The 21,901-nt window shown below is 72.5% G+C and carries 26 protein-coding genes; 10 read left to right on the plus strand and 16 right to left on the minus strand.

Features of this window, described 5'->3' with window-relative positions; all coding sequences use genetic code 11:
* Positions 1–1,225: 1,225 nt before the first annotated feature.
* From KV205_RS34375 to KV205_RS34385, 3 genes are all read right to left on the minus strand, one after another.
* A complete protein-coding gene (locus KV205_RS34375; protein ID WP_265868909.1) occupies positions 1,226–1,594 on the minus strand; it encodes a VOC family protein in 369 nt (122 codons plus the stop codon).
* Positions 1,595–2,534: 940 nt separating this feature from the next.
* Positions 2,535–2,795, minus strand: a complete 261-nt coding sequence (locus KV205_RS34380; protein ID WP_265868910.1) for a DUF397 domain-containing protein — start codon at positions 2,793–2,795, stop codon at positions 2,535–2,537.
* On the minus strand, positions 2,776–3,621 hold the full coding sequence (locus KV205_RS34385) for a helix-turn-helix transcriptional regulator (RefSeq protein WP_265868911.1): 846 nt from the start codon (positions 3,619–3,621) through the stop codon (positions 2,776–2,778). The genes KV205_RS34380 and KV205_RS34385 overlap by 20 nt, the downstream gene beginning before the upstream one ends.
* 116 nt (positions 3,622–3,737) lie before the next feature.
* Here KV205_RS34385 and KV205_RS34390 point away from each other — a divergent pair, with 116 nt between their 5' ends.
* The 5 genes from KV205_RS34390 (at position 3,738) to KV205_RS34410 (ending at position 6,321) form a co-directional block, all read left to right on the plus strand.
* Complete coding sequence (locus KV205_RS34390; RefSeq protein ID WP_265868912.1) at positions 3,738–3,962, plus strand: hypothetical protein; 225 nt, start codon at positions 3,738–3,740, stop codon at positions 3,960–3,962.
* Positions 3,959–4,165: a hypothetical protein gene (locus tag KV205_RS34395; RefSeq protein ID WP_265868913.1), complete on the plus strand. Its 207-nt coding sequence runs from the start codon at positions 3,959–3,961 to the stop codon at positions 4,163–4,165. The genes KV205_RS34390 and KV205_RS34395 overlap by 4 nt, the downstream gene beginning before the upstream one ends.
* Positions 4,166–4,272: 107 nt before the next feature.
* A complete protein-coding gene (locus KV205_RS34400) occupies positions 4,273–5,274 on the plus strand; it encodes a helix-turn-helix domain-containing protein (RefSeq protein ID WP_265868914.1) in 1,002 nt (333 codons plus the stop codon).
* 102 nt (positions 5,275–5,376) lie between these two features.
* Positions 5,377–5,739, plus strand: a complete 363-nt coding sequence (locus KV205_RS34405; RefSeq protein WP_265868915.1) for a hypothetical protein — start codon at positions 5,377–5,379, stop codon at positions 5,737–5,739.
* 3 nt (positions 5,740–5,742) lie between these two features.
* Positions 5,743–6,321, plus strand: a complete 579-nt coding sequence (locus tag KV205_RS34410; protein WP_265868916.1) for a hypothetical protein — start codon at positions 5,743–5,745, stop codon at positions 6,319–6,321.
* Positions 6,322–6,336: 15 nt separating this feature from the next.
* Here the strand turns inward: KV205_RS34410 and KV205_RS34415 are convergent, their stop codons facing one another.
* Positions 6,337–7,077, minus strand: coding sequence for a transporter substrate-binding domain-containing protein (locus KV205_RS34415; RefSeq protein WP_265868917.1), 741 nt, complete (start codon positions 7,075–7,077; stop codon positions 6,337–6,339).
* Positions 7,078–7,162: 85 nt separating this feature from the next.
* Between KV205_RS34415 and KV205_RS34420 the strand changes: the two genes are divergently transcribed.
* A complete protein-coding gene (locus tag KV205_RS34420; RefSeq protein WP_374214768.1) occupies positions 7,163–8,716 on the plus strand; it encodes an alpha/beta hydrolase in 1,554 nt (517 codons plus the stop codon).
* 13 nt (positions 8,717–8,729) lie between these two features.
* Here KV205_RS34420 and KV205_RS34425 read toward each other — a convergent pair whose 3' ends face one another.
* Genes KV205_RS34425 through KV205_RS34435 form a run of 3 tightly spaced genes read right to left on the minus strand, consistent with a single transcriptional unit; the run spans position 8,730 to position 12,342 of the window.
* Positions 8,730–10,268, minus strand: a complete 1,539-nt coding sequence (locus tag KV205_RS34425) for a PTS transporter subunit EIIC (RefSeq protein WP_265868918.1) — start codon at positions 10,266–10,268, stop codon at positions 8,730–8,732.
* 51 nt (positions 10,269–10,319) lie between these two features.
* Positions 10,320–11,291 carry an N-acetylmuramic acid 6-phosphate etherase gene (murQ, locus tag KV205_RS34430; RefSeq protein WP_265868919.1) on the minus strand — a complete coding sequence of 324 codons (972 nt, stop codon included), beginning with the start codon at positions 11,289–11,291 and terminating at the stop codon, positions 10,320–10,322.
* A 19-nt stretch (positions 11,292–11,310) separates the two neighbouring features.
* Positions 11,311–12,342 carry a MurR/RpiR family transcriptional regulator gene (locus KV205_RS34435; RefSeq protein ID WP_265868920.1) on the minus strand — a complete coding sequence of 344 codons (1,032 nt, stop codon included), beginning with the start codon at positions 12,340–12,342 and terminating at the stop codon, positions 11,311–11,313.
* 21 nt (positions 12,343–12,363) lie between these two features.
* Here KV205_RS34435 and KV205_RS34440 point away from each other — a divergent pair, with 21 nt between their 5' ends.
* Positions 12,364–12,762, plus strand: a complete 399-nt coding sequence (locus KV205_RS34440; RefSeq protein ID WP_374214769.1) for a hypothetical protein — start codon at positions 12,364–12,366, stop codon at positions 12,760–12,762.
* Positions 12,759–13,031 (plus strand): DUF4031 domain-containing protein, encoded by a 273-nt coding sequence (locus KV205_RS34445; protein ID WP_265868921.1) that lies wholly within the window; start codon positions 12,759–12,761, stop codon positions 13,029–13,031. Before KV205_RS34440 ends, KV205_RS34445 begins: the two co-directional genes overlap by 4 nt.
* Before the next feature lie 94 nt (positions 13,032–13,125).
* Here the strand turns inward: KV205_RS34445 and KV205_RS34450 are convergent, their stop codons facing one another.
* The 6 genes from KV205_RS34450 to KV205_RS34475 form a co-directional block, all read right to left on the minus strand.
* A complete protein-coding gene (locus KV205_RS34450; protein ID WP_265868922.1) occupies positions 13,126–14,463 on the minus strand; it encodes a hemopexin repeat-containing protein in 1,338 nt (445 codons plus the stop codon).
* A gap of 68 nt (positions 14,464–14,531) precedes the next feature.
* Entirely contained in the window at positions 14,532–14,765 is a 234-nt protein-coding gene (locus KV205_RS34455) for a hypothetical protein (protein ID WP_265868923.1), read from the minus strand.
* 85 nt (positions 14,766–14,850) lie between these two features.
* Positions 14,851–15,048: a hypothetical protein gene (locus KV205_RS34460; protein ID WP_265868924.1), complete on the minus strand. Its 198-nt coding sequence runs from the start codon at positions 15,046–15,048 to the stop codon at positions 14,851–14,853.
* A gap of 45 nt (positions 15,049–15,093) precedes the next feature.
* A complete protein-coding gene (locus tag KV205_RS34465) occupies positions 15,094–15,294 on the minus strand; it encodes a hypothetical protein (protein WP_265868925.1) in 201 nt (66 codons plus the stop codon).
* A gap of 42 nt (positions 15,295–15,336) precedes the next feature.
* Positions 15,337–15,525, minus strand: coding sequence for a hypothetical protein (locus KV205_RS34470; protein WP_265868926.1), 189 nt, complete (start codon positions 15,523–15,525; stop codon positions 15,337–15,339).
* A 21-nt stretch (positions 15,526–15,546) separates the two neighbouring features.
* Positions 15,547–17,982, minus strand: a complete 2,436-nt coding sequence (locus tag KV205_RS34475) for a S8 family serine peptidase (protein WP_265868927.1) — start codon at positions 17,980–17,982, stop codon at positions 15,547–15,549.
* Between the two features lie 319 nt (positions 17,983–18,301).
* Between KV205_RS34475 and KV205_RS34480 the strand changes: the two genes are divergently transcribed.
* Complete coding sequence (locus tag KV205_RS34480; RefSeq protein WP_265868928.1) at positions 18,302–19,012, plus strand: BTAD domain-containing putative transcriptional regulator; 711 nt, start codon at positions 18,302–18,304, stop codon at positions 19,010–19,012.
* Between the two features lie 31 nt (positions 19,013–19,043).
* Here KV205_RS34480 and KV205_RS34485 read toward each other — a convergent pair whose 3' ends face one another.
* Positions 19,044–20,294 (minus strand): Cmx/CmrA family chloramphenicol efflux MFS transporter, encoded by a 1,251-nt coding sequence (locus tag KV205_RS34485; protein WP_265868964.1) that lies wholly within the window; start codon positions 20,292–20,294, stop codon positions 19,044–19,046.
* Between the two features lie 151 nt (positions 20,295–20,445).
* On the minus strand, positions 20,446–20,913 hold the full coding sequence (locus tag KV205_RS34490) for a MarR family winged helix-turn-helix transcriptional regulator (RefSeq protein WP_265868929.1): 468 nt from the start codon (positions 20,911–20,913) through the stop codon (positions 20,446–20,448).
* Between the two features lie 89 nt (positions 20,914–21,002).
* Between KV205_RS34490 and KV205_RS34495 the strand changes: the two genes are divergently transcribed.
* The gene (locus KV205_RS34495; RefSeq protein ID WP_265868930.1) at positions 21,003–21,404 is read left to right on the plus strand and encodes a VOC family protein; all 402 of its coding nucleotides are present in this window, start codon (positions 21,003–21,005) and stop codon (positions 21,402–21,404) included.
* Between the two features lie 41 nt (positions 21,405–21,445).
* Here KV205_RS34495 and KV205_RS34500 read toward each other — a convergent pair whose 3' ends face one another.
* Positions 21,446–21,793, minus strand: a complete 348-nt coding sequence (locus tag KV205_RS34500) for a hypothetical protein (RefSeq protein WP_265868931.1) — start codon at positions 21,791–21,793, stop codon at positions 21,446–21,448.
* Positions 21,794–21,901 lie beyond the last annotated feature (108 nt).

The raw sequence follows: 21,901 nt of genomic DNA on the forward strand, positions 1-21,901 counted from the left end.
TCGCTGCGCGATGGGCTGCGCCCACCCTTGACCCGGTGCCTCCGGGGGCCTTTTCACACTCGGAGGGCGGCCGGGGGAGCGGGCCGCGCGAAGGGTCCGGGTAGTGCCCGGCCGCCGTGGGCGGGTGGCGGGCCGGTGGTGGGTGGGGCCGGGTATCGCTCCGCCGAGCGTGACACTCCCGCCCGGTGGGTGGGGGCTCGGTTCACGGCGAGGGCGAGTGGGGCCGTTCCCGCCGATCGGAGGTGCGCGGACGTGGGATGGGGTGCCCATTCCCGGCCCTGCGGCCGACGCCCGTCGTCAGGCCGGGGCGCATGCCCCGCTGATCACGGCCGGAGGGCGATGCAAACCCCGCTCCCGCGAGGCCCTGGATGCCGCAGGCCACCTCTGGCGTCACATCCGCCCCACCGTCCCCATCGCTGGCGGGGATGACGGAGTTCACACTGCCCGGCAGTGCCCGGTGAGGGCGACGGGCGGTGGAAGTCCGCTCGCGCGAGGCCTTGAGCACTACAGGTCACCTCTGGCATCACAGGAGTCTCACCCTCCCCATCCCTGCCGGGGATTGCCGACTTTGTGTCGCCCGGCAGGAGCGAATGGCGGTGACGAGCGGGCGAAGTCGGCTCGGGAGAGGCCTGGGTTGCTGCAGGTCACCACTGGCCTCGCAGGAGTTCCATCCACCTCATCGGGGGTGCGGATTGCGGGCTTTGTCCCGCCCGGTAGGGGTGAATGGCGGTGATGAGCGGGCGAAGTCCGCTCGCGCGAGGCCTTGGGTGCTGCAGGCCGCCACTGGTCTCACAGGAGTCCCACCCGACCCATCGCTGGCGGGGATTGCGGGCCTTGTGTCGCCCGGCAGGGGGAGGTGGGGTGGTGGGCGGGCGAAGTCGGGAATCCGCAGCGCTGATGGGGAGAGTGAGGCGGATGTCACTTCGGAGGCGCCCGCCGTGGCCCAAGGCCTCGTACGGGCGGACTGAGCTCGCCCGTCGCCCTCGCCGGACACTGCCCGGGGGTGCTAAGTCCGAAATCCCCGCCCCGGGGCTGGACATGGGGGACTCGTGTGACTCTGAGGCGGCAGCGGGGTTTGCACGGTCCGGACCCTGTCGGAGAGGTGCGGAGTCGGGGATCCGTAGTCGGAAGGGGGCGGGGTGAACTTCTGTGGTTCGCACCGCCTGGCGGGCCGCCGGCGAGCGGGGGGCGTCCGGTGGATATCGGCTGCTTGGGGCAAACGGCGTCACTGAGTCGGGATCGGCTGGGTGAGGTTCAGCGGGTTGCCGTCGGGGTCTTGGATATGGGCGACGCGCTGTCCCCACGGCATGTCGTTGGGGCCGCTGCTGACCGAGCCGCCCAGCGCCTCCACCCGGCCGAGCGTTTCGTCGACGTCGTCGACACCGATGCTGAGCAGGATTCGTGGTGCCGCCCCAGTCCCCAGGTCGGCCTTGGTCACCAGCCCGAGGTCGGTGTCGCCGATGCGCAAGCCGAGGTAGAAGGCCGGGCCTTCCGCCGGTACCCGAAAGATCTCCTCGGCGCCGAACAATTTCGTATAGAAGCCGAGCAGGGCGTCGTGGTCGGCAGTCAAGATCACTGGCTGGATGGTGGACATGGCACTCCTGTCGAGAACGGTCGTGTCGCTGGGTAGACCGTTCGAGGACGGTGAACTCATCGGCACAACGCAGAGGCACGCCGTCTGACCCTGCCGGGCGGTGCCAAGTCCACAATCCCCGCCCCGAGGCGAGACGCGTGGGACTTGTGTGACTGCCGGGGCGGTCTGTAGGCATCCACGGCCCGCGATTCCGGGGTTTGCACGGTCCCTATCGCGCCGGAGTCCTGCCCGACCGGGCAAAGTCGGGAATCCCCGCCGGTGGGCGGGGCATGTGGGACTCCTGTGACGCCAGTGGTGACCTGTAGCACCCAAGGCCTCGCGCGAGCGGACTTTGCCCGCCCGGCGGCCCGGCGGAGTCCTGCCCGGACGGTGCAAACTCCGTAATCCGCGCCAGCGATGAGGTGGATGGGACTTGTGTGACGCCAGTGGCGACCTGCAGCGCCCAAGGCCTCGCGCGAGCCGACTTTGCCCGCTCGGCACCGCCATTGGCCCCTGCCGGGCGGTGCAAAGTCCGTAATCCCCGAACCCGGGTGGGACGGTTGAGTCCTCGCGAGTGGGGTTCGCAAGCTCGGCGACGGCGGTCGGTCGCCCGGTCGGGAAGGGGCGCCCCAATCCACGTCCGCGCACCCCTGACCGGGGGACGGCGTCCCACCGGCCCCGGCCGTGAACCGAGCCCCCACCCACCGGCCCGCGAGGAATCCCTGCTCCGGAGCGATACCCGGGCCCACCCACCACCGGCCCGCTGCCCGCCTACGGCGGCCGGCCGATACCCGGGCCTGCCTGCGCGGCCCGCTCCCCCGGGCCGCCCTCCGAGAGTTTTCACGCGCCCGGAGCCGCCGGGTCAAGGGTGGGCGAAGCCCATCGCGGAGCGACGCCGAAGGCGCCCTTGACGCGGCGGTGGAGGGGGCGACTCTCGGGAAGAGGGCGGCCGTACGGTGCCCTATTTCAGGGCGTTCACGAAGACGGACCAGGCACCGGTGCGGAACACGAGCTTCGCTCCGTCCGGGACCTTGGAGTCGCGCACGGGGACGATGCCCGGGTGGCCGTCCGCGACTTCGAGGCAGTCGCCGCCGTCGCCGCCGCTGTACGAGGACTTGCGCCACGTGGCGACCTCGACGCAGTCGCCGCCGCTGCCGTCGCTGAAGCTGGACTTGAACCACACGGCCGTGCTCAGGTCGTACTCACAGATCTTGATCTTCATGGGCGTAATCCTCCGCCACGGACTCGATCAGGGCCAGGGATTCACGCGGGGACAGCGCAGTGGCCCCGAGCAGATCGTAGGTGAGGGTGTGCTGTGCGACCGTGGCCGGATCGTCCTCAAGCCGCCCCGTACCCAGACCCTGGAGGTACGCCAGGGGTGGGGCGTCCTCGAAGGACATCAGCTTTAGGGAGCCGGTCATCGGACCGTACGCGCCCGCCGCGAACGGCACCACCTGCACGATCACTCTGTGCCGCCTCGCCAGCTCCGCGATGTGGCGCAACGCCTCGGCCATCACCGCCGGGCCTCCGACCTTTTGTCGCAGTACCGCCTCGCCCAGAACCACCCACAACAAGGGCTTTGTTGGGTCTTCGAGCAGTCGGCCGCGTTCCAGTCGCGCCGACATCAGCTCGTCGATCTCGTCCTCCGTCGCCGTCGGCTGATACGCGCGGAAGACCTCCCTCGCGTACGCCGGGGTCTGGAGCAGGCCCGGGATCAGCAGTGGGGCGAACTCCTTGATTCCCGTCGCCAAGGCTTCCGCCTCCGCCGCCTCCGCGAAGTGGTCCGGGTACTTGGACTTGTTCGCCGCCTTGCAGTTGCGCTCGAAGAAGCCGTTCGTACCCAACGCCTCGTCCAGTTGGACCGCCATCTCCGGGCGGATGCGGCGGGTGCCCGCCTCCATCTGGCCGATGTAGGAGCCGCTGACGAAGACCAGCTCGCCCAAGGCCTCCTGGCTCATGCCCTTGTTCTCGCGTGCGTGGCGCAGTTCGGCGCCGATTATCGCCCTGGGGGACAGTGACGGATCCTTCTTCTTCCTGGCTTCAGCCATATCAACTCCCGCTTGGGCATCTGGGGTTGTTGGGGCGAACTCACTGTTCCCCAGCATGCACCCGGCCGACACTCTCCGTAAGCGAAATCGATACACAGAGTGGAAAGGTCGCTACAATGCCCACCTCGCCAGAGCAGCCTGTCCAGGACGTCGTCAGCCGGCTTAAGGCCGGACTCGCCTCCCACGGCATCACGCTCCCCTCCCTCGGCGTCGACGCCCTCACCCTCGCCGCGTCCGGGGGCACCTTCACCCATCCCCTCGTCGAGCTCGGGCGCTGCAACCTCGACACCGCGCAGCGGCTCGTCGTCGCGCTCGCGGTCACGCGGGAGGGCGACCGGTGACGGAGACCGGCGCGTACGTCATCGACACCCGCGACGGGCGGATCGGGCAGGTCATGGGGCACGAAGGGCCCTGCCTGCAGCTGCGGCCGCCCGGCGGCGGGCGGGAGTGGGACTGTCCGCCCGAGGCGCTGGCGCCCGCGCCGCCGGGCGAGGTGCTGCGGGCTCGCGTACGGGCGCTCAACCGGGAGGCCCGTATGCCCTGAGCGGGAGGGAGGGGCGCGCGGAGGGCCCGGCAACGAGATGTCAATGGGGCGTTTAGAGCCTTGATGTCTCATGTGTCGGAGACCATGCGCGACCACAAGGGGGACTTGTGCTCAGCATTCGTTTCAGCGGCGCCGATCTCGGGCGTATCCGGCTCGCCGCAGAGCCGGACGTCATGTGGGAAACGGCCCTCAGTCTGCACCAACTCGTCAGCCCCGACCCGTTCTTCGGCCCGTGGAGCCGCCTCGCCCGCCGGGCGCTGGCGCGGGCGGGGCTCGGCCGGGACCTTCATCTGCTCACCGAGCTCGTCCCGCCCAGCTCGTACTTCCCCGACTTCCTCACCCCGCCGGGGCACAGCACCTGCCTGGAGACCGGCATCGACACCGCCCTGTCCACCGGCAAGGAGCGGCTGCGCGACGAGATCACCCGGCTCGCGCCGGGGGTGGAGGGGCGGCGGCCGGTCCGGTTCGAGGGGATCGCCGCCGGCCGGCCCGCCGCGTTACGGCACCTCGGCGGGGCGCTGCGCCGCTACCACGCGGCCACGCTCGCGCCGTACGCACCCGCGGTGGCGGCCCTGGCCCAGGGCGACGCCGCCCGGCACGCCCGGCGGGTGCTCCAGCGGGGCAGCGAGGCGCTGCTGTGCGGGCTCGGGCCGCAGCTGCGCTGGCGGCCGCCGGTCCTGGAGGTCGACTACCCGGTGTTCCGGCGGCTCGACCTCGCCGGGCGTGGGCTCCTCCTCGTACCGAGCTTCTTCTGTCACAACCATCCGATCGCGCTCGCCGACCCCGAGCTGACGCCGGTGCTCGTCTTCCCCGTCGTCCGCGGACCGCTGTGGATCCCGCGCGCGGCGGCGACCCCGGGCCAGACGGCGACCCCCGGCGGGGCGGGGCTCGACACGCTGGTCGGGCCGACTCGGGCGGCCGCCCTCCGGCTCCTCGACACCGGGCACAGTACGAGCGAACTGGCCGCCCGGCTGTGCACCTCCGTCTCCGCCGCCAGCCGGCACGCCTCCGCGCTGCGCGGGGCGGGCCTGGTGGCGACGGAGCGGCTCGGGACGTCCGTACGGCACACGCGGACGGCGCTGGGGACGAGCCTGGTGCACGGCGGTTGAGGGGACTTTTGCACCAGGACGCAAAGGGTTCGTCCGGGCGTCTCCGCTCCGTAGCGTCCTCGACAAGGAAACTCCCGGATTTCGGAAGGATCGTGAGTGTCCATGGCAGTTCGGACGGTACGGAAGAGCATGGCGGCGGCCGGTCTGACCGCGCTCGTCGCGGTGGCTCCGCTGCTCGTCGCGACCGACGCGCAGGCGCTCGGCAACAACCGTGTGGTGTCGCGTAGTTGCGGCACGAACTACGTCGGCAGCGGGTTCAACGGCAGCCAGAACTGGGCCCAGACCAAGAAGGTCTCGGGCGACTGCGCGGGCCGGCTGAGCGCGGCTCTCATCCGCAGCGACGGCTACTGGACCACCCGTGTCTACGGCTCCAGCACCTCCGCGTACGCCAGCTACAACTCCTCCTACAAGGGCCGCAACGGCCTGCACTGGGGTTGTGACAACTGCAACGTGACCTACTCCTGACCCATGCCCGTGCGCAGGCGCAGAGCGAGCCCCGGGCTCGTCGTCGCGCTGCTCCTGGCCACCGTCCTCACCGGCTGCGCGCAGGCGCTGCCGGCCGGCGGTGGCCGGGAGAGCGGCGACATACCGTTGCCCGGGCAGGAATGGGCGCTGAAGGACGGCCGGGTGGACGCGGCCGAGTACCGCACGGCCATGGGCCGGTTCGTGGCGTGCGTGAGGAAGGCCGGGTATCCGGTCACCGAGCCCGTCGTCAGCCCGGCCGACCGGTTGACCCTGATCTACGAGATCACGCCGAGCGGCGACCCGACGACGTACAACAACGCCGTGCAGGACTGCAATCTGGCGCATCTGTCGATGGTCGCGCCGACGTACGTCGAGGCGCGGCCGCAGGTGATGGAGGCGCCGTTGCGCACGGCCGTGGGTGACTGTCTGCGGCGGCGGGGTGTCCGGCTGACGGCGGCGGAGCGGAACCTCCGGGACTTCGCCCGTTCGGCGGGGGACGAGACGTGGGTGGTCGACTGCGTGACGAGCGTGTGGCAGAAGGTCTATCCCGATCTGCCGGCGGAGGTGCCGCTGCGGTTCTGAGCGCCCGGCCACGCTTCACGCGGGCGGGGCGAGGAGTTCCGGGTCCTGGCCGGCGCGGGCGAGGGCGTCGGAGACGAAGCCGTTGGCCTTCAGCTCCTCCACGGTGGCGCGGAGGAAGGCGACGGTCTCTGGGGAGCGGTCGAGGGTGGTGCCGACGGCCTGGCGGATCTCCATGAAGCGTTCGTCGATCAGCCGGACCTCCGTCGGGTGCGCGGCGGCGTAGGCCGTCATGGGCTGGCGGATGCCGGCGCCCGCCTCCAGGCCCTGCTCGGCGAAGGTGTCGACGCCCTCCTCGCCGCGTACGACGGTGGCGTGCGCCAGCGTGCGGCCGAGGTGGAGGTCGTAGGCGGAGCCCGCCTTCACGCCGACGCGTACGCCCGGCGCGTCCACGTCGGCGGGGGTGCGCAGCGTGGAGTCGCGCGGGACGACGTACACGCCCTCGATGAGGACGTACGGGGCGGTGAACGCGACCTCCGCCTCCCGGGCCGGGTCCACGGCGAGGAAGCAGAGGTCGGCGCGGCCGGTGGCCATCGCCTCGTACGACTTGCGGGCGGCGTCGAAGCAGAGCAGTTCCACGGGCAGGCCGAGCCGGGCGCCGATCTCGCGGGCGAGGTCGACGGTGATGCCGGTGGGGGCGGCCGGGGTGCCCTGGGCGAGGACCGGGTTGCCGAGGTTGATGGAGGCGCGCAGCGTTCCGGTGGGGGCGAGGTCGGTGGCGAGGGCGGCGGTTCGGGCGTCGTACACGGCGTCGGTCATGCGGGGATCTTAGGGGGCTGGCCCCACCCCGTATCGGCGTGCCTGCCGGATGGGGAGCTGATGCTTCGTCAATGAGTCTTGTCGCATGACGACTTACCAAGGAATCGCAGGGATCGCAGGAACCGCCGCTCTGACTCTGGCACTTGGGCTTGCCCCTGGCGCGCCCGCCTCCGCCGCTCCCGTCGCCCCCACCGCTCCCGCCCTCGGCTGGAGCTCTTGCGGGCCCGTCGGTCTCGGGCAGGAGTGCGCCACGCTGCGGGTGCCGCTCGATTACGCCGAGCCGGGCGGCGCCCAGGTCGACCTCGCCGTGTCCCGTATCAAGGCCACCGGACCCGGCGCCCGGCGCGGCACCCTGCTCGTGGTCGCCGGCGGGCCGGGCAGCTCCGGTGTGCAGCGGCTGAGCGCGAAGGGCGCGGCGCTGAAGGAGCAGCTGGGCGGGGCGTACGACCTGGTGACCTTCGATCCGCGCGGGGTCGGCGGCAGCGTGAAGGCGCACTGCGGGCTCGACGCGGCGGACCGGCACCTGGTGACGTTGCGCGGCTGGCCCGCCGCCGACGGCTCGATCGACGAGAACGTCGAGCGGTCGCGGCGGGTGGCCGAGGCCTGCGCGCGCAACGGCGGCGCGGTGCTGCGCAGCCTGACGACGGCGAATGAAGTGCGGGACATGGACCGGCTGCGGCAGGCGCTCGGCGAGCGGCGGATCTCGGCGTGGGCGAACTCGTACGGCACGTACGTCACCGCGCAGTACGCGCAGAAGTTCCCGCGCCGCACCGACCGGATCGTCCTCGACAGCAGCGCCGACCCGAACCCGGCGACGGTCGCCCAGGGGTGGCTGCGCGACATGGCGCGGGGCGCCGACGACCGCTTCCCGGACTTCGCCGCCTGGGCCGCGCACCCGGACCGGGACCTTGGCCGGGACCCGGACCGGGACCTTCCCGGGGGCGGCGGTCTGCGTCTTGCCGACCGGCCCGAGGACGTACGCCCGCTGGTCCTCGACCTCGCCGCCCGCCTGGACCGCGCGCCGAAGCCCTCGACCACGCCCGGGGTGCCGCTGACCGGCAACCTGCTGCGCCAGGCGCTGCAGAGCGCCCTCTACTCGGACGCCGCCTTCGCCGACTTCGCCCGCCTGGTCAAGCAGGCCGCCGACCCGGACGCGGTCCCGGTCCTGCCGCCGATGCTGGCCGGTCCGATGCCTGACGAGGACGCGACCGTGACCGTCGGCGTGGTCTGCAACGACGTGCGCTGGCGCGGCGAGGTCCCGACCTTCCGCCGTACCGTCGCCGCCGACCGCGCCGCGCACCCGCTGACGGCGGGCATGCCGGTGAACATCACCCCGTGTTCCTTCTGGAAGGACGCCTGGAAGGACGCCGGCCAGGACTCCCCGGTCGAGCGGCCCACCCGGCTGACCTCCGACGGGCCCTCCAACATCCTCATGATCCAGGGCCTCCGCGACCCCTCGACCCCCCACTCCTCCGCCCTCAAGATGCGCGAGGCCCTGGGCTCCCGCGCCCGCATGGTCTCCGTCGACCGCGGCGGCCACGGCATGTACCTGTCCAACGGCAACGCCTGCGGCGACCGGACGGTCACCCGCTTCCTGCTGACGGGCGAGCGCCCGGCCGCCGATGTGACCTGCCGATAGGGCGTCCAGGGCCTCAGACCTTGGCGGCCACCGGCTCGGGCTCCGGCCCGGTGGCCGGGGCCGCCGCGTCGGTCGTCTCCGTCCCCGTCCCCGTCCCCGTCCCCGTCCCCGTCTCCGTCTCCGTATCGACGTCGAACTCCGCCAGGAGTTCCTTGCTGAAGCCGAAGAAGTACGTGGCGACGAAGCCCGCCAGGTAGCCGACGAGGAGGCCGCCGGCGTAGATCGCGACGGTCTCGCCGAGGGGCTTGTTGCCGTCGAGGAGGGGGAAGAGGGCCCAGCCGGAGGGGCCGATGGCGGTGGAGCCGACCTTGTCGCCCAGCATGTTGAAGAGGCCGACGAAGCCGCCGCCGAAGGCGCCGCCGACGCAGGCGGTGACGAAGGGGCGGCCGAGGGGGAGGGAGACGCCGTAGATGAGGGGCTCGCCGACGCCGAGGAAGCCGGCCGGGAGGGCGGACTTGATGGTGCGGCGGATGGAGCCGTTGCGGGGGAGACGGAGGTAGACGGCCATGGCCGCGCCGACCTGGCCCGCGCCCGCCATCGCCAGGATGGGCAGCAGCACGGTGTAGCCCTGCTGCTCGATCAGGGTGGTGTGGATGGGGATGAGGGCCTGGTGCAGGCCGAGCATCACCAGCGGCAGGAACAGGCCGCCGAGGACGAAGCCGGCGCCCGCGCCCGCGTTGGCCAGGAGCCAGTTGGCGAAGTCGCCGATCGCCCGGGAGACCTCGCCGGCCGCGTACATCAGGCCGAAGACCGTGACCAGGCCCGAGATCAGTACGGTCAGGGTCGGCGTGACGAGGACATCGAGGGCCTCCGGGACCCAGCGGCGGCACCACTTCTCCACGTACACGGCGAGGACCGCCGCGCCCAGCGCGCCGAGCACGCCGCCCTGGCCGGGGGAGAGGGTCTGGCCGAAGACCTCGATCTTCGCGACGCCCGCGAAGACGATGATCGACGCCACCGCGCCGCCGAGGATCGGCGTGCCGCCGAACTCCTTGGCCGTGTTGTAGCCGACGAAGACCGCGATGAGCGCCATGAAGCCGCTCGCGATGGCCGCGAGCGCCGGGGTGACGCCCGGCAGCCAGCCGAGGTTGATCAGCAGGCCGTTGAGGCCGGCGATGATGCCGCAGCCGATGAGGGCGGGGATCAGCGGGACGAAGATGTTCGCGATCCGGCGGAGGAGCAGCTTGAAGGGGGTGGCGTTCTTCGCCTTCCGCGCCGCCTTGAGGGCCGCGCCCCGGTCGGCGAGTTCCTCGGCGGTGTGGGTGGGCTGGGCCGAGGCCTCGGCCACCAGCGCCTCGAACTCCGGGGTCACCCTCGCGACCGTCCCCGGGCCGAGGACGATCTGGTACGTGTCGTCCTCCACCACGCCCATCACGGACGGCAGGGCCTTCAGGGCCTCGTCCTGGACGAGTGAGCGGTCCCGCAGACCGAGCCGGAGCCGGGTCATGCAGTGGGCGATGGAGTCGATGTTCTCCGCGCCGCCGACGAGGGGGAGGATCGCGGCGGCGATGGCGCGGTTCTTGTCGTCTGAAGCTGATGTACCTGTGCTCATGTGCGGTGGTGCCTTGCTGTGCGGGGAGGGGGACGGGGTCCTCGGGGGGCCTTACGCGTGCAGCGCTGCGCGCAGGTGGCCGTGGGAATCGCGAAGCCGCTGGTCGGCGGCCTTGGCATCGATGTCGGCGAGGATCATCAGGATCGCCGTCTTCACCTCTCCGTCGGCGTCGGCGAGCGCGGTCTCGATCTGCTCGTCCGGCGCGCCGGTGGCCAGCGCGACGATGCGGCGCGAGCGGGCCTGGAGCTTGTCGTTGGAGGCGCGGACGTCGACCATGAGGTTTCCGTAGGTCTTGCCGAGCCGGATCATGGTGATCGTCGAGATCATGTTGAGCACGAGCTTCTGCGCCGTGCCCGCCTTCAACCGGGTGGATCCGGTGAGGAGTTCGGGCCCCGGGACGACCTCGATGCCGTGCTCGGCCGCCGCGGCGAGGGCGCTGTCCGCGTTGCAGGACAGGCCGATGGTGAGCGCGCCGAGGGCGCGGGCGTGCTCGACGGCGCCGATGGCGTACGGGGTGCGGCCGGAGGCGGAGATGCCGACCACCGTGTCGTCGGCCGTGAGCCCGAGCGCGGTCAGGTCCTCGACGGCCAGCTCCTTCGAGTCCTCCGCGCCCTCGACGGCCTTGACCATGGCGGTCGGGCCGCCCGCGATCAGGCCGACGACCTCGGAGGGGTCGGTGTTGAAGGTGGGCGGGCACTCGCTGGCGTCCAGCACCCCGAGCCGGCCCGCGGTCCCGGCGCCCATATAGATCAGCCGGCCGCCGCGTGCCATCCGCTCGGCGGTGGCGTCGATCGCCGCGGCGATGGCCGGGAGCTGCTTGGCGACGGCGGCGGGGACGGTCTGGTCCTCGCGGTTCATCAGCGCGGCGAGCTCGGCGGTCGGCAACTGGTCGATCTCGGCGAGCTCGGGGCGGAAGGCCTCGGTGGTGAGGGTGGCGAGCTGGGCGCGCAGTTCGGCGTACGTGGGCGAGGTGGACGGCGCCGGTGAAGTGGACGGCGAGGGTGAGGTGGACGGCGTGGGCACGGGCGGCTCTTTCGGCGGATCAGCGGCTGCGGGGGGTGTGGCGGTGTGCCAGGGCTTCGTACGAGGCTGCGAGGGCAGGGGCCGCCGTCTCGTACGTACGCTGCGTGACACAGGTGAACAGGCAGTCCACGACCAGGAGTTGGCTGGTGCGGGACGACATGGCGGCGGGGCGGAGCTCGCTCTCGCGGGCGGTGGAGGTGGTCAGTACGTGGTCGGCGTACTGCGCCACCGGGCCGTCGGGGCGGCCGGTGATGGCGACCGTGGTGGCGCCGTGGTCGAAGGCGACGCGGAGGGGTTCTATGACGTCGCCGGTCGAGCCGGAGTGGGTGATGGCGATGGCGACGTCGCCGGAGCGCAGCTGCACGGCGTTGGTGACGGCGAGGTGCGGGTCGCTGTGGGCGTGCGCGATCAGGCCGATGCGCAGCAGTTTCTGGCCGAGGTCCTGGGCGACCAGGCCGGACGCGCCGATGCCGTAGATGTCGATGCGGCGGGCGGCGGCGAGCGCGGCGACGGCGGCGCCGAGCTGGACGGTGTCGAGCCCGGCCGCGGTGTCCGCGAGGGTCTGCTGCTCGTCGTACGCCAGCTTGGCGACCACGTCGGCGACCGGGTCGTCGACGGCGATGTCGGCGGTGACGGAGGGCGCGCGGCCGGACTGCTGCTGCGCGGCGAGGCCGGCGAGGGCGAGCCGCAGGTCGCGGTAGCCCGGATAGCCGAGCAGGCGGGCGGTGCGGACGACGGTCGCCTCGCTGGTGCCGGTGAGCTCGGCGAGGCCGGTGACCGTGAGGGCGGCGCAGCCGGCCGGGTCCCCGGCGACGGCCTCGGCGACCCGCTGCATGGAGCGGGTCATGGAGGGGGCCAGGGTGCGGACCTTCGCCGCGAGGGCGGCGGGGGCGGGGGCCTGCGCCGGGGCCTGGGTGCCCTGGGCGGGGGCTTGGCCGGATGCCTGGGCGGGCGCCTGGGCGGGGCCGGTCGCCGGTTGCCCGGTCGACGGCCGGCCGGTCGACGGCCGGCCGGGTGCGCCGGTGAAACTTTCCTTCACGTCATTGGTCACATCTGAAAGATATTTTCGGGCATGGAGGCCGTCAAGGGCCCGAACAAGGGTGACAATGTGAACATGGACGACATCGACCCCGTGGAACAGTGCCTCCATGCCGCCCGCGCCCTGGTCCTCGCCGACCTGGCGGCCCGCGAGGTCGCCATGGCCGAGGTCGTGTCGATGGTCGAGGACGCCGTCGCGCACCGCCGCTGGTGGGTCGAGCAGTGGCCGGAGGGCCGGGCGTACGTGGCGGGCCTCGTCGCCCAGGACGTCCAGGACGCGCTGCTCGAACGGTACGGGCGCTGGCCGCTGTGCCCCGTCTGCTCCTCCGGCGACCCGCACGCGCTCGACGTCGAACCCGAGATGGGCCCGGACCCGCACTGGGTCTGCGGCAAGCAGGGAGTGGTGGTCGCGCCGGTCGGCGGCCTGACGTGACCCTCTACATCGACCCGCCCACCTGGCCCGGCCACGGCCGCATGTGGTCCCACCTGGTCAGCGACGTCTCCTTCGACGAGCTCCATGTCTTCGCCGCGTCGATCGGCTGCCCGCCCCGCGCCTTCGAGCGCGACCACTACGACGTGCCCTCCGACTACTACGCGGCGGCGGTCGCGGCCGGCGCGGTCGAGGTCGGTTCGAAGGAGCTGCTGCGCAGGCTCACGGCGGCGGGGCTGCGGCGGCCGAAGGGGCGCCCGCCGGTCGTCTGACCCCGCCTCGTCCGACACCACCGGGAACAACGCGGTCACCGGGATCACCGGGATCACCGGGATCACCGGGATCACCGGGACCACCGGGTCGGCGTCACGGCATGTTCGTGACGCCGATCTGCATGTGGATGTGGTCCCGGTGCTGCTGCGCGAGCCCGTGGTCCTTGTGGTCCGGGTAGACCACGAAGCCGCCCTCGGCCAGTTCCGGCATGGGCCACTTGTTGTTCGCGCCGATGGCCCTGCCCTCGCACTCGTACGTACCGAACCGGAAGGCCGTCGTGAACAGCCCGTACGCGAGCGGGTCGAGCGCCGGCGTGATGCGGACGACGCCCGGCTGCTGGAACCCGGGCGGCAGTTCGCCCCAGTGCTTCAGGATCGACCGGGTGAACGCGGTCCCGTCCACCTCGCCCCTGATCCCCGAGAGGTCGATGGCCCGGCCCTGGTTGTGGCAGTCGTTGGGGTGGGCGGGGTTGCCGTGGCCGATGCCCAGGTGGAGGAGTTCGGCGACGTCCGGCTTCGAGGCGTTGATCCAGCGGGTGAGGCGGTACAGCGCGATCAGCATGCGCTGGTCGAGGTTGTCGATGACGGTGGACGCCGGGGCGATCTGGTTGGTGTAGCGGATGCCGTCGAAGGACGGCGGGCTCACCACCACCCGCTGGCCGGGCGTGGGCGACACGATCCCGCTCCCGCCCGTGCCGTCGACGAACGGCGGGCTCTTGAGGGTCAGCTTGCCGCGCCGCAACAGGTCGGCCATCAGCCCGTTGGCCTGCTCCTTGGTGAGCAGCCGGGCCGCGGTCACCCCGCCCGAGGGCGTCGGCGCGAGCCGGAAGGAGGCGTCCAGCGGGCCGCTCGCGTCGACCGCGTCGGCGTCCACGTCGAAGCGCTGGTACTGCCCGCCGCGGAAGAAGTACGCGTACCGCCCGCCCGGGTAGGCCACGGCGTCGACGCCCGAGGGGAACACCCCGGTCCAGTTGCCGGCGATCGGGCGCGGATAGCCGGGGTCGACCCGGTCGGCGGTGATGTCGTACCGCACGTAATGGGCACCCTTGAAGAGGTACAGCTTGCCGTTTCCCCAGTTCACGGCCGCGTCGATGCCGGTACGCCAGTCGGGGCCGCCGTCAGAGCCGTCGGGGAGCCCGGGCCAGCCGGCCGCGACCGTGAAGGGCGTGTGGGGCGGCAGGTAGTCCGGATCCACCCGGTCGGAGGGATCGTCGTAGCGCAGGTACGTGGCGCCGGTGAAGGCGTACGCCTTGTCCGCGCCCCACCACACGAAGGCGTCCGGCGAGCGGGGCAGCCCGGGCCACTTGGACAGCGGCTGCCCGGAGGCCAAAAGGAGGCCGCTCACCGAGTCGTAGCGGGCGTAGGTGTCGTCGTCGTAGAACAGATACGTCTTGTCGTTCGGCCAGGAGACGGCCGTGCGGAGGGTGGCCATGGTCTCGGTCCCTTTCCTTCCGGCGGGGCCGGGCCGCCGGTTGCTCGGCCCGGCCCCTTCCCTTTCCCTCACAGGACGCCGGTCCACCGGCAGTCCCCCGTAGGCGCACACGTCCAGCCGCGCCCGTACCCCTGCACGAGGGGCGCGGGGTCGGCGGGCAGATACCCGAAGGGGCCCTTCGGCGGCTGGTGCACCAGGAACTCGTCCTCGCCCGGGGGATGGGCTATGACGACGATGCGGAACGGCAAGTAGTGCTCCCGCCGGTCCACCGACGGTGCCTGTTTCGGCAGATCGAGTCGCATGGTGCTTCCTAGGATCGGGCGGGGCCGGACCGGTCACGGATCCGTGGGGGCCGGCCCCGCCGATGACTCGGGACCGACGCGGGACTCAGAACGGCAGGAGGCCGCCGAGGAACTCGGCGATCCTGCCACTGGCCGCCGCGCCGCCGGAGCTGTCCGCGCCCTCGGGGTGCTTGCCTCGCTGGACGGGTGCGGACTGCTGGGGCATCTGGAGCCGGAGCTGTCCGGCCGGGGACCGGCGGGGCGTTCTGGCGCCGCCTTCCCTGGTCTGGGTCTCCTTGAGCATGGTGTTCTCCCTTCCTGTTCTTTCCTGTCCCGGGGCGTGAGGCCCTCAGAACGGCAGGAGCCGGCCGAGGATGCTGCCGACCACGCCGCTGGCCGCCGCGCCGCCGGAGCCGTCCGAGCCCTCGGGGTGCTTGTCGCGCTGGACGGGTGCGGACTGCTGGGGGAGCTGGAGCCGGAGCTGTCCGGCGGGGGACCGGCGGTGCGTATCGCTGCCGGTGTCGTGGGTGGTGCGGGTCTCGTCGAACATCACGATGTCCTTTCCACGGTGTTCTCTTCTCGAAGGCTCCGGTCAGACCACGCCGTAACTCGCGTAGCACATCTGCCTGGCCGGGCCGGTCATGGTGGAGCAGGGGGACTTGGCGGCCCCGACGCCGGTACGGGGGTCGGCGCCGGCCTCGTGCTCGTCGCGGCGGACGGGGCGGGCCTGGAGGGGCAGTGCTCCCGGACGGCCGGGGCGGGGGGTGCTTCGGGCGTTCATGGGGTTCTCCTCTCGTGATCCTCAGTAGGAGCCGAGGAAGGTGTGGACCGGGGCGAGCGTGACCGGCAGCGCGTCGCTCACGTCGACGGTGAACTGGTACGAGAGCCGGGACCTGCGTTCGTCCTCCGGGTCGTAGAAGGTCACGGTCACGTCCTGGCAGTCCGAACCGACGCGGCAGTACGGGCTCTTGGTGACCGTGATGGTGTCGAGCGCGTACAGGTTCTCGCTGGAGCCGGGTACCTTGCTGGCCGACAGCAGGCCTTCCGCGAGCTGCTTGCTGAACGCGTAGGCGTTGGTGCCCATGAAGTTGAGCGCGCGGTCGGCGGAGGTCTGGCCGAGGTTGCGGAACTGGTAGTAGATCTTGTCGAGGAACGCGCGGATCGTGAGCTCCAGTTGGTCCGGGTTGTCGACCACGGTGTGGTGCGTCGCGGCTTCCTCCTTGATCTTCTTGATGACGGCGTCGACGAGCACGGCCTCGTGCCACGTGTACAGACCGCGGCTCTTCACCTCGACCACCGGCACGATCTGGCCGGAGTAGAGGCGTGTGGTGCGGCCGGTGAGGACACCGGGGATGGACACGCGGGAGATGTACTCGGCGCGCTTGTCCTTCTGCTTCTCGACGTTGATGGCCTGGCCCGCGATGGCGTCGCGGAACACGCGGTAGACGGGCGACACCGGGGGGTAGGCCAGCATCGCGTGGATCTCGTCGACGGTCTTCTTCTTCTTCTTCGCGGCGGCGAGCTGAGCGACCGACTTGTGCGTCTCCTGGGCCTCTTCGGGGAGCACCAGCGGTTGACCCCAGTCCATGGCCACGGGGGCCTCCGCCTCAAGGGCGTACACCGTGGCCCCGTCCATGACGAGGGTCCAGGTGAGCTTGTCGGAGGCCCAGGGCGCGCTCATGAGGTACTCGCGGAGCTGGTTCACGTTGTACGGGTCGGGATCCTGCTCGACCTTCTCGCCGTTGACCGTGGCGTCTACGTACGGCATCTGCTGCCGGAAGCCGTCACGGCGGGCCTCGGTCGGGTAGTCGAAGCCGATGGTGCCTATCGCGTAGACCAGCTGGCGTCCTCCTGTCGTACCAACGCCTCCGCCCCCGCAGGTGCAGGCGGCCGGATCGCTGCCGCCGCATCCGCACGCGGGGCGTACGCCGGAGTGCACGGGGGCGTACGTGGGGGCGTACGTGGCGGGGGCGGGTGCCGGGGCGACCGCGGGTGCGACCGCGGGTGCGACCGCGGGCGCGACCGCGGGCGGCGGGGCCTGGGCCGGGGGCGGAGCCGGTACGGGGGCCTGGACCTGGGCCTGGGCTTGGACCGGTGCCGGTGCCGGGGCTTGGGCCACCGGGGGCGGGGCGGGTGCTCCGCCGTCGGCGGTGACGCCGGCCGGCACCGGTGCCGGGGCCTGGGGTGCGGGGGCCTGCGGTACGGCCCCGGGCGTGGGCACGGGTTCGGGCGGCGGCGGGGCGGCCGCGGGGGCGACGGCCTGCTGCGGTGCGGGGGCCTCTTGCGGCACGGGCGCGGAAGCGGCTGCGGGAGTGGTCACGGCTGTCTCCTCTTTCCTGGTCCTGGTGACGTGGGCGAGCGCCCGGACGGCGTCCAGGCTGCCGCCGAGCCTGCGGCGGCAGTCCGGGGCGTCCGGGTCGGCGCAGTCGGGGGCGGTGGCCGTCGTGAGCAGGGTCTGCCCCGCGGCCCGGGGGTCCGCCGCGCCGCCGCCGGCCAGCTGGGCGGCGACGAGCAGCGCCGCCGTACCGGCCACGAGGGGGGTGGCGAAACTGCTCCCGGTGAGGGAGGCGAGGCCGCCGCCGGGTGCGGCGCCCTCGATGTCCTGGCCGGGGGCGAGGATTCCGTGGGTGCGGTAGGCGGCACCCCAGTTGCTGATGTCGAGTGGCCGGCCGTCGGCCGCGGCGGCGCCGACGGCCAGGACGGAGGGGTGGGCGGCGGGCACCTGGAGGGTGTCGGCGCCGTCGTTCCCGACGGCCGAGACGACCAGGACGCCGCGGTCCTCGCAGAGCCGCAGGGCCCGGGCGAGCAGGGGGTCGGCCTGGCCGTCGGCGGCCCGTTCGCCGCCGCTGAGGTTGATGACGTGCGCGCCCTCCTCGACCGCCCGCTCGATGGCGCGGGCCAGGTCCAGCTGGGGCACCCGGCCGCCGTCACCGCCGTGGGCGCCGTCGCGGAAGACCGGCAGGAGCAGGCCGCGGCAGCGCGGGACGAGCCCGGTAAGGGGACTGTCCGGCATGCCGAAGAGGAGGCTCGCCACGTGTGTGCCGTGCCGGGACATGGGTCCCTGACCGGCGGGTTCCTGCACCACAGTGGTGAGGCGCGTGAGATCCGCGCCCGCGAAGCAGGGGTGGGTGAGGTCGACGGGGCCGTCGAGCAGCGCCACGCACACCCGCGGGTCGCCGAGCGGCTGACCGGGCTGAGCGTGAAGTGCGCCCTCGCCGAGGATCGCCCGAGGCTTCATTCCGACCTCCCGACCTGCGTTCCGTGCCGGTGCATGTCGGTACGAGCGTCGGAGCGCCGCGTTCCCGGCCCGTCACCCGGAATGTCCAAGCCGCGTGGGCGGAGCGTTTCCGGGGCGTGGCCGGGAGCATTTCCACGGCGTTTGGCAGCCGGTCAGAGCGTTGGTCCGGCGGGTCCGGGAAAGCGCCGGAAATCGTGCGGAAAAGGTGCGGGCCCCGGGCGGGCCGGCGCCGGAAAGCCCGGAAACAGGGGTGCCGCGGGGGCGCTGTCCGGGCGGGGAGCGGATGCGTGATCCACCGGCCGGTTGCACAGTGAGGGATGTGTCATCGAACGGCGTATACCTCGAACTGCTCGGCGCCTTCGAGCTCTCATACGCCGGATGCCGCATCCCCCTCCCCTCAGGGGCACAGCGCCTGTTGGCGCTGCTCGCCGTGCACACGGCCGGTGTGTACCGGGGTGCGGCAGCCGAGCTGCTCTGGCCCGACTGCGTCCCGAGCAGAGCGTCCGCGAACCTCAGGACCGCGCTGTGTCACGGCCGGCGCGCCGGGCCCGTGACGGCGGTCGAGTGCGTGGACCGGCGGCTGCGGCTCGCCCCGGTCGTGGCCGTCGACCTGCACTGCGTACGGGGGGCGGCCCAGCGGTCGGTGACGGACGGCGCCCCGCCCGCGGAGCACGAGGACCTGGTCGCCCGCCTCCGGGACGAGCTGCTGCCGCACTGGCCGGACGAATGGCTGGTCCTGGAGCGCGAGCGCTGGGACCAGCTGAGACTGCACGCCCTGGAGGCCCTCGCGGAGCGGCTGCGCCGCGAGGGCGAGTATCTGGACGCGTTCCAGACGGCGTTGACCGCGAGCCAGATCGATCCGATCAGGGAGACGGCCCAGCGGATCCTGGTCGAGATCCTCCTCGCCGAGGGCAACCGGGCGTGCGCGGTGAAGCGCTACCAGGAGTACCGGCGGCTGCTGCGCCGGGAGTTGGCGGTGGAGCCGTCTCCCCTGATGACCCGTCTGGTCCAGGACGCGATCTCCGCGTAGGGGGGCGCCGGCCTCAGGCAGCGCAGTTGCCTCAGACGGTGCAGTCGACGGCGTTCTCGGTGGCTGCGGTGGCCGGGGTGGGCATGGGGGCGGGGGTGGAGGCCGGGGAGCTGCTGCGGGCGACGACCCGGCCGGCCGGCGTACGGCTCAGGCGCAGTGAGAGCATGACCGCGGCCAGGCCCAGGAGGGTCATCGCGGCGCCCGCCCAGGCCGGGGAGGCGAAGCCGAGGCCGGCGTCGATGACGGTGCCGCCGAGCCAGGGGCCGCCGGTGTTGCCGAGGTTGAAGGCGGCGGTGGTGGTGGCGCCGGCGAGGGTGGGGGCGGCGCCCGCGACGTTGAACATGCGGGCGTTGAGGGCGGGGGCCGTGTAGAAGGCGGAGACGCCGAGGAGGAAGGTCAGCGCGACGGTCGCCACCGGGCTGGACGCGAACAGGGCGAGGGCGACCAGGAAGACGGTGGAGGCGGTGATGCCGCTGAGGAGGACGCCGAAGAGGTGGGCGTCGGCGACCCGGCCGCCGATGTACGTACCGAGGAGGGCGCCGATGCCGAAGAGCGCGAGGACGCCGGAGACCCAGCCCTTGTCGAGGCCGGAGACGTCGGTGAGCAGCGGGGCCAGGTAGGAGAAGGCGCAGAAGACGCCGCCGGCGGCGAGGGCGGTGACGAGGACGGAGAGCAGCACCTGGCGGTCGCGGTAGATGACCAGCTCGCCCTTGAGCCGGGGCTTGGTCTCGGGGAGCGGGATGTGCGGGATGCGGGTGACGACGCCGACGAGGGCGATCGCGGAGGCGACGGCGACGGCCCAGAAGGCGGAGCGCCAGCCGAGGTGCTCGCCGAGGAAGGCGCCGGCGGGGACGCCGAGGACGTTGGCGATGGACAGGCCGCCGATCATCACGGCCATGGCGCGGGCGCGGGCGCCCATCGGCACCATCGCGATGGCGACGGCCGCGCCGACCGCCCAGAACCCGGCGCAGGCGAGCGCGCTCACGACGCGGGAGACGAAGAGCACCGCGTAGTTCGGCGCGAGCGCGCCGGCCACCTGGCCGAGGCCGAAGAGGGTGATCAGGGCGACCAGGGTGGTCTTGCGGGGGAGCCGGAGGGTGGCGACGGCGAGCAGCGGCGCGCCCACCACCATGCCGATCGCGAAGGCCGAGATGAGCAGGCCCGCGCGCGGGATGGACACGTTCATGTCCTCCGCGATGGGCGGGAGCAGCCCGGACAGCATGAACTCGCTCGTGCCGAGCGCGAAGACGGAGAGGCCGAGGATGTAGACGGCCAGGGGCATACGGGTGGTGGCGGGCGGGGCGGCAGGCGGGGCGGCTTCTGCGGTGTCGGCGGAGGAAGACGGCATGACATGGGCAACCTGCGGTTTGTGCCTGTCATTCCTCTGCGAGTGATCGTCTCGCGATACGGGACGGTACGGGCGGGGCGGGGACCTACAGCTCCCGGTGCACCCGCAGCAGCAGGGCGTGGAGGGCGCGCCGCTCGTCCGCGTCGAGCGGGGCCAGCACCTCGTCCTGGACGGCGCGGGCCTCGGCGTCGAGTTCGGTGAGGGCGGTGCGGCCCTCGGGGGTGAGGGAGACCGAGACCCGGCGCCGGTCGCGCGGATCGCGGGCCCGCTCGACCCAGCCGGCGGCGGCCAGCTGGTCGATCACCTTGGTCATGTCGCTGGCGTCCACCCCGAGCCGTACCACCAGCTCCCGCTGCGCGTGCGGCCCGAAGTCGGCGAGCGCGGCGAGCACCGCCATGTCCCACAGCCGCAGCTCGCGCCGGGCGAGCCGGGCGGCGAGACGGCCGCGGGCGGTCTTGCCGACGCGGGAGAGGAGGTACGTGCTCAGGTCGAGCAGCGTCGGCGGCGTCGCGTGCGCGGACTGTGCGGACGGTGCGGGCTGTGCGGAATCCATGGCCCGAATTCTAGGGTGCAACCCTATAGTGGGTCTGCACCCACTAATCACCCGCGTGTTGCCCCGCGCCCCCATGAGGAAGGCCCGGCATGGATGCCCTCTACCCCCGCCTGCTCGTCACCCGCTTCCCCGACTGCTTCCGCTTCTACGCCGCCGTCCTCCCGCCCCTGACCGGCGCCCGTCTCGCGAAGGGCGACCCGGCCGGCCCGTACGCCAACTGGGACCGCGACGACCAGTCCGTCCTCTCCCTCTTCGACCGCGCCGCGATGTCCACCGCCCTCGGCACCGCGCCCCTCCCCGCCGACCCTGCCCAGGACACCACGATGCTCGTCCTCCGCGTCGACGACGTGGACCAGGGCTTCGCCCTCTGCCTGCAGCACGGCGGCACCCCGGTCACCACCCCCGCCGCCCGCCCCGAATGGGGCCCGACCCTCCGCACCGCCCACCTCCGCGACCCGGAGGGCCGCCTGATCGAGCTGCAGTCGTACTGACAACTGCTGTGGGTCCGGGGCGTACTCCTAAGCCCCGCCGCTCAGTCCCAGACCTCGCGCTCCGCCTCGGCGATCATCCTCCCGATCTCCGCCGACGCGGCCCGCCGCACGGCCCTGTCTTCCGCGGTCCCGGAGACGGTCTCCAGCGCATGCAGCCGGGCAGCTCTCTCCGGGGTTCGGCGCAGCGCCACCCAGATGCCCCACCGGCGGATGAAGAGATGCATGGGCGTCGTGCTGTCGGTCTGGATGGCTTCCTGCCATGCCTGCCGGAACTCCTGCTCAAATTCGACGGCGGCGGCGAGGTCGATACGGTTCACGGCCACCCGGAGCGCGGCCTCGGTGAGAGGCGGCATCGGCAATGCGGCGTCGCTGATGGGCGAGGTCGTCATCGGGCCCTCCTCGGTGAGATCTGCTTCACGGTATCGCGCTCGCGGCGCACGAGGCGGGCCGTTCTCGACGCGATGCGGAGATGATGCCGCGCCCTGGGCAACGGACCC

This window comes from Streptomyces sp. SKN60, assembly GCF_026236535.1.
In the GTDB taxonomy this organism is placed as follows: Bacteria; Actinomycetota; Actinomycetes; order Streptomycetales; family Streptomycetaceae; genus Streptomyces.